This window comes from Bacillota bacterium LX-D, assembly GCA_031628995.1.
Taxonomy (GTDB): Bacteria; Bacillota; DUOV01; order DUOV01; family Zhaonellaceae; genus JAVLUO01.
This window is the reverse complement of sequence record JAVLUO010000015.1, coordinates 23,834-34,193: the sequence shown is the minus strand read 5'-3', so window position 1 is coordinate 34,193 and position 10,360 is coordinate 23,834. Positions and strand designations below refer to the sequence as shown.

Genomic DNA, 10,360 nt, shown 5'->3' with positions numbered 1-10,360 from the left:
CGATGGACACCCTTGTCTTAGGCTAACGGTTGGCACTATCAACCCCCGTATCGGACTTTCACCGACGAGCAAGCGCCCATGCTGGGCGCACAAAAAAGAAGACCGAAAGCATTTTCAGCTCATCGGTCTTCTTTGATTCTTTAACGAAAATAGATAATATTCCTTAAGGTGAACTGCTTCTCCGTTATACCCAGACGTTGAGCAGGGGTGGCGAGGCGTTTGCTAGTCTTGTAAGCTACACAAAAGTTGAAATAGGTTCTGAGAATGGTAAGGGCATACTGGGCGTACTTGGGATTAAAATTGGCATAGATGTAGCTTTTTCCTTCCCCGCGAGCGGTCACAAGAGGTCTTTCCAGTATTGAAATTCTTCTGCGAATCTGTTGCATGAAGGTTTGGTTGTTTTGTTGTTTACCGATAAGATTAGTTTGCTAGTTCTTCTAGGGAGCATGTAATAAATCCGTGAGGCAATCCACCCAACGAATCCATCGAAGGTAGGGGATGTTGAATTGGATTGTAATGCAGCTTATTGGCTTACTTAATACCCACAGGTTTGTAGTATAGGCCTGTACGGTTCACTGTTAGAAGTTCAGCCTGGCACTTTATGCTGATAGATTTATTCCCCAGTCAACCATATCAGATCGTTCTGTGTAATCTCTACTTGAAGCCAGTTGGCCTCAATAGTCAGCTGCCCAATTTGCTTAGTGAGAACCTCAACCTCTTCCTCATGTTTTTTCTTTATCTTTTCAGTATCATTGCTGTCCTTAGCAAAGACAAGATGCATCTTTTCTAAGGCTTCCGATTTCCAGCGTTTAAGCTGGTTAGGGTGGATTTCGTACTCAGCGGCGAGCTCGTTTACAGTTTTGCTTTCTTTCAAAAGTTCGAGGACGATATTCGCTTTTTGTTCCGGTGTGAATACTCTTCTCTTATTCATAATCTCATTATAACTTAGATTTTAAAATTCTGTGTCAAGTTTTTGGGTTCATTATAAATTACTCACTCCCAACTTTTATTTTACTTTAGTATTGATAATTCTAAAGAATTTATTAATTGGGAGCTGTAATTTAGTTTTTACGAAAAATAGTATTGATAATAGTTTTTCCACTGGCAATAGCTGTACCCAAAAAGCCATGGCGTTTATTGAAAATATCTTCAAGTGCATTAACTAAAGTATCTAATTCTTGATAAGATACTGTTAAGGGTGGTTCAAGTCTAATTACATTTGGATTATTTAAGGTATAAGCAGTGATGATTCTATAGCTATTTTGCAATTCTCCTGCAATTAAGGATGCTAGATATTCTTCTGATAATTTATTAACCATACCACCAGTAATTTTATTTACTACACCATTTACTTGTTTTTCAAATTCAATGCCAATCATTAATCCCCTACCCCTAATTGCTTTAACTAATTGGTATTTATTCTGAAAAACACTAAGTTTTTCTAGCAAATAATCCCCTTTCTCCTTTGCCTGTTGTGCCAAATTATCCTTGACTAGTAAATTACATGCCGCAATTCCCGCTGCTGCAGCTCTAGCATTACCCCCAAAAGTGGAAGTATGTAATAATGCTTTATCCAATCCATTGTAGGCTGAATCCCAAACCCTTTCAGTGGTTATATATGCCCCAATAGGCATAATGCCTCCTCCTAAAGATTTTGCCAAACATAGAATATCCGGCTCCACATGCTCTAATTCGCAAGCAAAATTATTACCAGTCCGGCCAAAGCCCGTTTGAATCTCATCTACAATAAGCAATGTTTCAGATGCTTTGCAAAGTTCTTTAGCCCTTTGCAAATATCCTTTAGGAGGTATTATTATTCCTCCTTCACCTTGAATAGGTTCAACAATAAATGCTGCTACATCTTTATTTCTTAGTATCTTTTCCAAAGCAGTAAGGTCTCCATAAGGTACAGCATTACAATCGGGTAAAAGGGGCTGAAAACATTTTTGATATTTTTCTCTTCCCGTTACGGATAATGCTCCGAAAGATTTACCATGAAAAGATCCTTTACAATAAACAAATTTGCTTCTTTTTGTCGCTGCACGAGCCAGCTTTAAAGCACCTTCAACAACTTCTGCACCACTGTTACCAAAAAACGAACGTTTTAGTTCTCCTGGGGTTAGTTGGGCTAAATTATAAGCTAACACAGCTGCAAGGGTACTTAAAGAAGCTTGTAATATATTAGGCAACTTCTCGACTATTTCCACAGCCTCTATTATTTCCGTACGGTTATGCCCGAAATTTAAGGCACCATAACCTCCTAAAAAGTCTAAATAAACATTGCCCTCATTATCCCAGACTTTAGTACCTTCCGCTTTAACAAACTTTTTATCAAAATTTAAAAGAGAAAGCATAGTGGCTAAACCAGGATTAACATATTCTTTATACATGTCCCTAATTTCCTGGCGGGATAATTCTAAGGCCTTTTCAATAGTATATAAGTTAGACAAAATACTCCCCTCCGAACTTTGCATATTCTTCCAATAATATTATAGCCTAATAAAATAATCATTGAGTAAGATTAATTGGTATTTTATAATTTAAAGGAATAAAATAAAAGTAACATAAATCTAAAGAGGATTACATAACCTAGAATATTATCTTTTACTTTATTATTAAAGGGGCTGAAAATTTGATTCCTTTACGTGATAGTGTAAGACCACGAACTTTGCCTTTTGTAAACTATTTTTTAATCCTGATAAATATCTATGTTTTTATTAGACAAACTATGTTGCCAGAAACTGTACTTGAAACGTACTTTCAAACCTATGGAGTTATTCCTAGCGCAATAACTCATTTTTCACCGTTCCAAATACTAGCAGGCAATTGGCAACCATTTTTACCTTTAATAACCTCTATTTTCATTCACGGCAGCCTGCTGCATCTAGGTGGAAATATGCTTTACCTGTGGGTTTTTGGAGATAATGTAGAAGATAGGCTTGGTCATTTTAAATATTTACTATTTTACCTAGTCTGCGGGGCCGCGGGGAGCATAGCACATATTTTTGCCAACCCTTTATCTCAATCTCCATTAATTGGAGCTAGCGGTGCTATTGCTGGTGTTTTAGGAGCGTATTTTATTGTTTTTCCTCATTCTAAAATTTTAACCCTTGTGCCAATTTTCATTTTTATTACAATTATCCAAGTAAAAGCCATCTATTTTTTGTTCTTATGGTTTATTTTACAATTAATTAACGGCTTGTCAGTATTTAGAGTTAATGAAGCTGCTCAAATTGTTGCTTGGTGGGCACATATTGGCGGTTTTCTAGCAGGAGTTATTTTAATTAAAGTATTAAAAGCTAGACACTTTAATTCTTACCTGCATAATTAATTAACTTTTATGCTAATTTAACAGGCTTAAAATTAACATAATCACAGGAAACTAACTTAAAGTCCATATGGTTCCAAGTGCCATTAAATGCATATTTCTGAGCGTCACTATGTAAATGTCCATAAACACAAATTTTTACTTCAAATTCTTCCATTAATTTAACGAATCCAGAAGGCTCCTGATGATTGTTAAAAGGTGGATAATGAAGCATTACTATTATATCTTTATTCCCCGCTTTTTTAGCCGAAAGAAGAGAATTCTTCAGCCTTAATAATTCTCTCTCATAGATTTTTAAATCATGAGAACTAAAATTATCGTCGTTAGGGCAAGTCCATCCCCTAGTTCCACAAATATAATAATTTTCTACTTCAAGGTGTATATTTTGTAGGATTGAAATATTTCTCGGCATAACCTCCTTCATTTTTTTGAGGCTTTGCCACCATAGATCATGATTGCCTTTAATCAAAATTTTATGTCCTGGAAGCATTCCTATAAACCTTAGATCCGGAATAGCTTCTTCTAATTTTAAACCCCAAGAATGGTCTCCACAAAGTAAAACAGTATCGTTTTCCTGTACAGATTCTTGCCAATTAGCTTTAATTTTTTCATAATGTTTTTGCCATTTTTCTCCAAAAATATTCATAGGTTTATCTTGAGAAAAGGAAAGGTGAAGATCTGCTAAAGCATAGATAGCCATCTATATCCTCCAGAAAGTTTTTTACAATTGATTCAAAACATAAGACAAAATAAAATGGACAAATCATTAAAGATAACTGATTTATCCTTAAAGCAAAGGAGTATATCCCCTGTGTTCAAAGTTTTTACTATGAAGCATTTGATGAGCTACTTTAGATAAAATGCGTATACCTTCTGCAATATCTCCAGGATAAACTGAGGCAAAACTTAAGCGAAAAAAACGGCTTAAACGGGGCTGAGGAAAAAAGATTGAACCAGGAATAAATAATACATCCCTTTCTTCGCAGTTCAAGTATAATTCTTGTGTATAATAACCCTCTGGCAATCCTAGCCAAAAAGTCAAACCCCCCTTAGGTTGAAAAAAATCAATTTCCTTTGGCAAATATTGCTTTAAAGCTTGGAGCATTATTCTATACCGTTGGTAATATATTTCTCGCATTAAAGCAATATGTTTTTGCCAAAAACCTTTGCGCAGATATAAATCAAAAGCTCTTTGGATTAAACCGGAAGTTGAAATATCAGAAGTATGTTTTGCAGCCAAAACACCACTATAAATTTCTTTAGGAACGGACAAAAATGCCAAGCGAAGGCCAGGCATAAATATTTTAGAAAAGCTTTTGAGATAAATTACATTGTTTTGTTTATCTAAAGCTTTTAAAGGGGTTAGTTTTCTTGCTGCATAATCAAGTTCACTCAAGTAATCATCTTCAATAACCAATGTGTTATACCGAGTTGCTAATTCTAATAACATCCTACGTTTAGCGGAGGAATAAGTATATCCTGTAGGATTATGAAAATTGGGCATAACATAAATAAATTTAGGATGAAATTTTTTCAGCTTATCCTCTAAAATATTTAAGTTAATCCCGTCAGGCTCCATTGGCACTTCTATTATTTGTGCCCCGCGGGACCGGAAAGCAGCAATGGCTCCTGTATAGGTAGGGCTTTCAACAATTAAATAATCTCCAAATTCTAATAATGCTTTTGCTAATATGTCAATGCCCTGCTGGGCTCCAGAGATAATTTGAATATCTTCCGGCAAAACACTGTAATCAAAATCATTAATATAATTTGCAATAGACTCTCTTAATGGATAATAGCCTTGACTTTCTTGATATCCAAAAGCATATCCCTTATCCCGATCTAGAACTTCATTAAGTACATTTTTAAAATCATCAACAGGAAATAATTCTGGGGTAGGCGTTGCGCTAGCAAAATTAAATATGCCTGATCTTAATTTGATTTGGCCTTGGTCCATTAATTTCAATTCTTCGTTATAAAACTCATCTTCAGCTTTATTATGGTCCTTAGCAGATACGCCTTTAAGTGGAGCTACATATGTTCCACTACCCACTTTAGAATATACTAAGCCATGTTGTTCTAACAATTTATAAGCATTGACTACTGTAACAGAATTTACTCCTAACTCTTCCGCCAATTTTCGAATTGGCGGCAATTTAGCATTAACTTTAATATTGTCACGTTCAATTAACGTTTTCAATGCCACATACAACTGAATATATAAAGCCTGACTAGAATCTTTATCTAATTGTATGGATTCCACATTAAACATTTTAAACGCACCTAGCATTTCTTTAATTAATATTTGAAATCAAAAATGGGTGATTATCATCATAATTGCATCGATACATATATTATAACAAATTGCAAAATGAATGTAAGATGGGTTTTGCGTCGGCTATAAGTCCAGTCCGGCGCAACCTTGTACTAGGCATCGAAGTTAGCTTCTATTTATCATCTTTAATTGGATTAACCACTTCTTCCAAATATGATTCGACTGTAGGGTAATAATTTAAAGGCTCCTTAACATTATTGACAATTTCACGAGTTTTTCTTTTTTGTTTAATTGGTATATATTGCTGCATTGCCTTAACCTTAATTGCACCCATGTCTTTTGTCAGCATTGCTTTGCCTCCTATACTTGAATATTTTTAAAGCATTATTATTTTTTACACTTTTTAATTTATTTAGCCTTTTTCATTAAATTTATTGCTTAAAAAAATCTTTAATTTATTTAAGTCTTCTTCATAGACTTGTCCTAGTCTGGGACGGTAAATAATACTAGCTGGATGGTAGAGAGGAAAAACATAGCAATTAAATTCTTGAGAAAAAAATGGTTTTCCATGGTATTCCTCAAGTCGAACAGAAGATTTATGTAAAATACTGCCCAATGGTACTCCCCCCAGGGTAGCGATTACTTTAGGCTTTAGTAAAGAAATTTCGTTTTCTAAAAAACAACGACAAGCTTTGATTTCAGAAACTTTTGGTTTGCGATTAGCGTAAGGTCCATACCTTCCCTTCTGTGAAGGCTTTGTAGGACGGCATTTTACGGAATTAGTAATATAACATTGATTGCGCTTTAAGCCTACCTTCTCTAACAAATCTGTTAAAATATGTCCTGCCTCCCCTGAAAAGGGCTTTCCTGAGATTCTATCCTCATGTCCTCCTGGCGCTTCTCCTAGTAATAGTAAAATAACTCTTTCCCTTTCTTCATCCATAACTACACAGCTTCTAGTTTCATATAACGTACAGTTGGTACAGTTTCCAATGGCTGCTTTTAACTCATTTAAACCCTTCATCATTGCACCTCAATTTTTTCATAATTTTTTTATTAATTATTTACATATCCATCGTATTATTTTAATATATAAATATAAAAATAGTAAAATTTATGGTGAGTGATACTATGATAAATAAAAAAAGCGATTTACAAGATCTAGCTGAAAAAGCTGAATTTTTAAAAATCATAGCCCATCCAGTCCGTCTATGTATCTTAAAAGGACTATTGGAGGAAAAAAAATGTAATGTCAGCAAAATGCAGGACTGCTTGGAAATTCCTCAATCAACTATTTCCCAGCATTTAGCTAAATTGCGTACAGCAGGAATCATAACTGCCCAAAGATCTGGTGTTGAAGTGTATTACAGCATCGCAAATTTTAAAGTCAGAAATATTTTAACAGTCTTATTCGATCTAATCTAACTTAATTATTTTTATTATAAGTCCTGCGGTAATATGTCAAGCCCATAAATTTAGAAATTGGAAAATTTAAAAGCTAATTTTACTCAAAAAAGGGTACACCAAAGAAGCCCAGTTTTATTTAGCAAAAACTGAATATTACCAAAGGATATCGAGGAGGTGTTTACCTCATCTATGCACCATCCTTTCAGGCGTGTAGATTTGATCGTTACGTAGCAGCGCATCAATCAGACGCAGTATTGTTTTTCTCGCACCAAATTTTGAGTGAGATGATAACGCATCCGGGTTAATCTTTGCAGAGCAACATATTGTTCCTGTATAACCATGGTCAGAGGAAGCCTCCCGAAACGCAAGCCATCAGCAATGATCCAGGCGTCAATATCATCAGTTTTATCTAAGTCCACATAAGCCTCTTTAAACTTATTAATTAACTTAGGATTGATGGTATATACCTTGGCCTGACGCTTTCTTAAAGCTTCATCTTCATTAAGGAACATGGCCGGATGCCAACTGTAAACGGAAGTTGATTCCATACCAATCTGGATATCTTGGCAGGAATGCTTTCATAATGCAGACTTTTAGGTTTTTAGATGGTTTAGAACAGTCATGCCAGCCACCCCCCTACGGGAAGGTGCCTGTTTGGCAGAAGAGAGCCTACCATGCGAACCTCTCCCAATCAAGGGTAAAGTGAACGGGCTATTTGGTTGGTGTTAAGTTACTATTCGGTTATTTAATCATCCAAATAGAGCTGGAAATTCAGTGAGATTTGGTTTGCAAAACATATTATACGAGGAGGTAAATTTATGAATCAAAAAATTTTAATTGTTGGCGGTGTAGCCGGAGGTGCCAGTGCAGCAGCTCGTTTAAGGCGCTTAAATGAAGACGCTGAGATTATTCTTTTTGAAAAAGGTGAGTATATTTCTTTTGCCAATTGTGGGTTACCTTATCATGTGAGCAAAGTAATTTCCCAAAGGCAGCAGCTGTTAGTGCAGACTGTAGAAAGTATGAAGAACCGTTTTAATATCGATATTCGAGTTAAAAATGAAGTATTAAAAATCAATCGCCAGAATAAAGAGGTGACTGTCCTAAATCATCTTACCGGTGAAACCTATACTGAAAATTACAATATACTTCTACTATCTCCAGGTGCTTCCCCAATTCATCCTAATCTGCCGGGCATAGAGCATCCTAATATTTTCAGCTTACGCAATATGACCGACATGGATAACATTATTAGTGCCGTTGAACAATCAACAAAAGGAGAAGCAGTTATTATCGGTGGAGGTTTTATTGGTATTGAAATGGCCGAAAACTTGCATCAACTAGGATTTAAAATTAGCTTAGTTGATCTGGCAGACCAACTGATGCTTAATTTAGATCGAGAAATGGCAGCCATTATCCACAATCAGGTTAGACAAAAAGGAATAAGCTTATATTTAAAAAATAGTGTTACGGAATTTAAACAAAAGGGAGATTTTATTACTGTTGTACTGCAAAACGGTGAAAAAATCAATGCAAACATCGTCATCTTAGCAATAGGCATAAATCCCTCAACCCAACTGGCCAAAGAAGCCGGACTAGAATTAGGTATGAAAGGCACAATTAAAGTAGATTCCTGTTTCCGTACTTCTGACCCTGATATTTATGCTGTTGGTGACGCTATTGAAACTGTAGATTTTCTCACTGGCAAACCAGCATGGCTGCCGTTAGCAGGACCTGCCAACCGTCAAGGACGCTTAGTTGCTGATATTATTTTTGGACACAAGACAACTTATACTGGAGTTCAAGGTACTTCAATTGCCAAAATATTTGACTTAAATGTTGCTTCTACCGGAAAAAACGAAAGATCATTACAAAATGAAGGCACCAAGTATTTTGCTTCATTTACTCATACTAATTCACACGCAGGATATTACCCTGGATCTACTCCTCTTACAATTAAGTTATTATTTGCAGAAAATGGTAAAATATTAGGCGCCCAGGTAATTGGACGCAACGGCGTAGATAAGAGAATTGATGTTTTAGCTACGGCTTTACGTTTAGGAGCTACAGTCCAAGATTTAAGCAGCCTAGAATTAGCCTATGCTCCACCTTTTTCTTCTGCTAAAGACCCTGTTAATATAGCTGGTTATGTTGCTGGTAATATTTTGCAAGGCGATTTAAACATCATTCACTGGAATCAGCTAAATTCACTAGATCCAGCAAGTTCTGTAATCCTTGATGTTAGGGAAAAGGCAGAATTAGAAATGGGCTATATTCCTGGTGCAGTTAACATCCCTTTGGGGCAATTGCGTAAGCGTATTGCCGAATTACCAAAGAATAAAGAAATTATCATCTACTGCCAAGTTGGCCTAAGAGGATATATCGCATCACGGATACTCATGCAGAAAGGATTTTCAAAAGTAAAAAATTTAAGCGGCGGCTTTAAAACTTGGCAATCAATAGCAACTGACCTTAATTACCAAATTGCTTATCCAAATCACAAAGAAAAAAAAACTGAAAATTTAGCCGAAAAACAAGTTGCCGCTTCCCAGAACTTAATAAAGGCCAATAGGTATCAACTGGATGCTTGCGGTTTGCAATGCCCTGGCCCTATTATTCAAGTTTCAAAAAAAATGGAAAATTTGGCTGAGGGAGATATTTTAGAAGTATTGGTTACAGATCCTGGATTTTCCAGCGATATCCAAGCTTGGTGCGATCGAACTGGCCATGTGCTTTTAAGCTCTACACAAGCAGGCAATAAATTTAGTGTCCAAATTCAAAAACAGTCTCGGACTGTTGCTCAATCTAATAATAATGCTATAGAACTACCTGAAGATAAAACAATAGTTGTTTTTAGTGGAGATTTGGATAAAGCTATTGCCTCATTCATTATTGCTAATGGTGCAGTCTCCATGGGCAGGAAAGTTACCATGTTCTTTACCTTTTGTGGTCTAAACATTTTGCGTAAACCTCAAAAAGTAAAAGCATGTAAAAGTCTTTTAGACAAAATGTTTGGAATGATGATGCCAAGGGGAAGTAAACGACTTGGGCTATCAAAAATGAATATGCTTGGTATTGGGCCAAAAATGATTCGCTACGTGATGAATAACAAAAATATTGAGTCTCTAGAATCTTTAATTGGGATGGCTAAACTTGCTGGAATTCGTTTAGTAGCTTGCCAAATGTCTATGGACGTAATGGGAATAACTAAGGAGGAACTGATTGAAGGGATAGAAATAGGAGGAGTTGCTACATATTTAGCAGCTGCAGAAACCTCAAATGTGAACCTATTTATTTAGACACCTTTTCTATTTTCCACTCTGCTGGTTTATGCTATACTGATAGAAAAATGT

General features: G+C 35.8%; 9 protein-coding genes and 1 pseudogene. 3 read left to right on the top strand and 7 right to left on the bottom strand.

Features of this window, described 5'->3' with window-relative positions:
- Positions 1-613: 613 nt before the first annotated feature.
- Both RDV78_10615 and RDV78_10610 read right to left on the bottom strand, forming a co-directional pair.
- Entirely contained in the window at positions 614-931 is a 318-nt protein-coding gene (locus tag RDV78_10615) for a transposase (GenBank protein ID MDS1030892.1), read from the bottom strand.
- A gap of 130 nt (positions 932-1,061) precedes the next feature.
- A complete protein-coding gene (locus tag RDV78_10610) occupies positions 1,062-2,474 on the bottom strand; it encodes an aspartate aminotransferase family protein (protein MDS1030891.1) in 1,413 nt (470 codons plus the stop codon).
- A 158-nt stretch (positions 2,475-2,632) separates the two neighbouring features.
- Here RDV78_10610 and RDV78_10605 point away from each other — a divergent pair, with 158 nt between their 5' ends.
- Complete coding sequence (locus tag RDV78_10605; protein ID MDS1030890.1) at positions 2,633-3,331, top strand: rhomboid family intramembrane serine protease; 699 nt, start codon at positions 2,633-2,635, stop codon at positions 3,329-3,331.
- Positions 3,332-3,338: 7 nt separating this feature from the next.
- Here RDV78_10605 and RDV78_10600 read toward each other — a convergent pair whose 3' ends face one another.
- From RDV78_10600 to RDV78_10585, 4 genes are all read right to left on the bottom strand, one after another.
- A complete protein-coding gene (locus tag RDV78_10600) occupies positions 3,339-4,028 on the bottom strand; it encodes a metallophosphoesterase (GenBank protein ID MDS1030889.1) in 690 nt (229 codons plus the stop codon).
- Positions 4,029-4,115: 87 nt separating this feature from the next.
- On the bottom strand, positions 4,116-5,600 hold the full coding sequence (locus tag RDV78_10595) for a PLP-dependent aminotransferase family protein (GenBank protein MDS1030888.1): 1,485 nt from the start codon (positions 5,598-5,600) through the stop codon (positions 4,116-4,118).
- 175 nt (positions 5,601-5,775) lie between these two features.
- Positions 5,776-5,952 (bottom strand): hypothetical protein, encoded by a 177-nt coding sequence (locus tag RDV78_10590; GenBank protein MDS1030887.1) that lies wholly within the window; start codon positions 5,950-5,952, stop codon positions 5,776-5,778.
- 63 nt (positions 5,953-6,015) lie between these two features.
- Positions 6,016-6,630 (bottom strand): uracil-DNA glycosylase, encoded by a 615-nt coding sequence (locus RDV78_10585; protein MDS1030886.1) that lies wholly within the window; start codon positions 6,628-6,630, stop codon positions 6,016-6,018.
- A gap of 104 nt (positions 6,631-6,734) precedes the next feature.
- Between RDV78_10585 and RDV78_10580 the strand changes: the two genes are divergently transcribed.
- Positions 6,735-7,028, top strand: a complete 294-nt coding sequence (locus RDV78_10580; GenBank protein ID MDS1030885.1) for a metalloregulator ArsR/SmtB family transcription factor — start codon at positions 6,735-6,737, stop codon at positions 7,026-7,028.
- A gap of 233 nt (positions 7,029-7,261) precedes the next feature.
- Here the strand turns inward: RDV78_10580 and RDV78_10575 are convergent.
- Positions 7,262-7,576, bottom strand: a pseudogene (locus RDV78_10575) (transposase).
- A 252-nt stretch (positions 7,577-7,828) separates the two neighbouring features.
- On the opposite strand from RDV78_10575, the gene RDV78_10570 reads away from it, so the two are divergent.
- Entirely contained in the window at positions 7,829-10,306 is a 2,478-nt protein-coding gene (locus RDV78_10570) for an FAD-dependent oxidoreductase (GenBank protein MDS1030884.1), read from the top strand.
- Positions 10,307-10,360: the final 54 nt, after the last annotated feature.

Coding starts and splice junctions, on each gene's coding strand:
- RDV78_10615 (MDS1030892.1), bottom strand. CDS start 931: ATGAATAAGAGAAGAGTATTCACACCGGAACAAAAAGCGAATATCGTC.
- RDV78_10610 (MDS1030891.1), bottom strand. CDS start 2,474: ATGCAAAGTTCGGAGGGGAGTATTTTGTCTAACTTATATACTATTGAA.
- RDV78_10600 (MDS1030889.1), bottom strand. CDS start 4,028: ATGGCTATCTATGCTTTAGCAGATCTTCACCTTTCCTTTTCTCAAGAT.
- RDV78_10595 (MDS1030888.1), bottom strand. CDS start 5,600: ATGTTTAATGTGGAATCCATACAATTAGATAAAGATTCTAGTCAGGCT.
- RDV78_10590 (MDS1030887.1), bottom strand. CDS start 5,952: ATGCTGACAAAAGACATGGGTGCAATTAAGGTTAAGGCAATGCAGCAA.
- RDV78_10585 (MDS1030886.1), bottom strand. CDS start 6,630: ATGATGAAGGGTTTAAATGAGTTAAAAGCAGCCATTGGAAACTGTACC.
- RDV78_10580 (MDS1030885.1), top strand. CDS start 6,735: ATGATAAATAAAAAAAGCGATTTACAAGATCTAGCTGAAAAAGCTGAA.
- RDV78_10570 (MDS1030884.1), top strand. CDS start 7,829: ATGAATCAAAAAATTTTAATTGTTGGCGGTGTAGCCGGAGGTGCCAGT.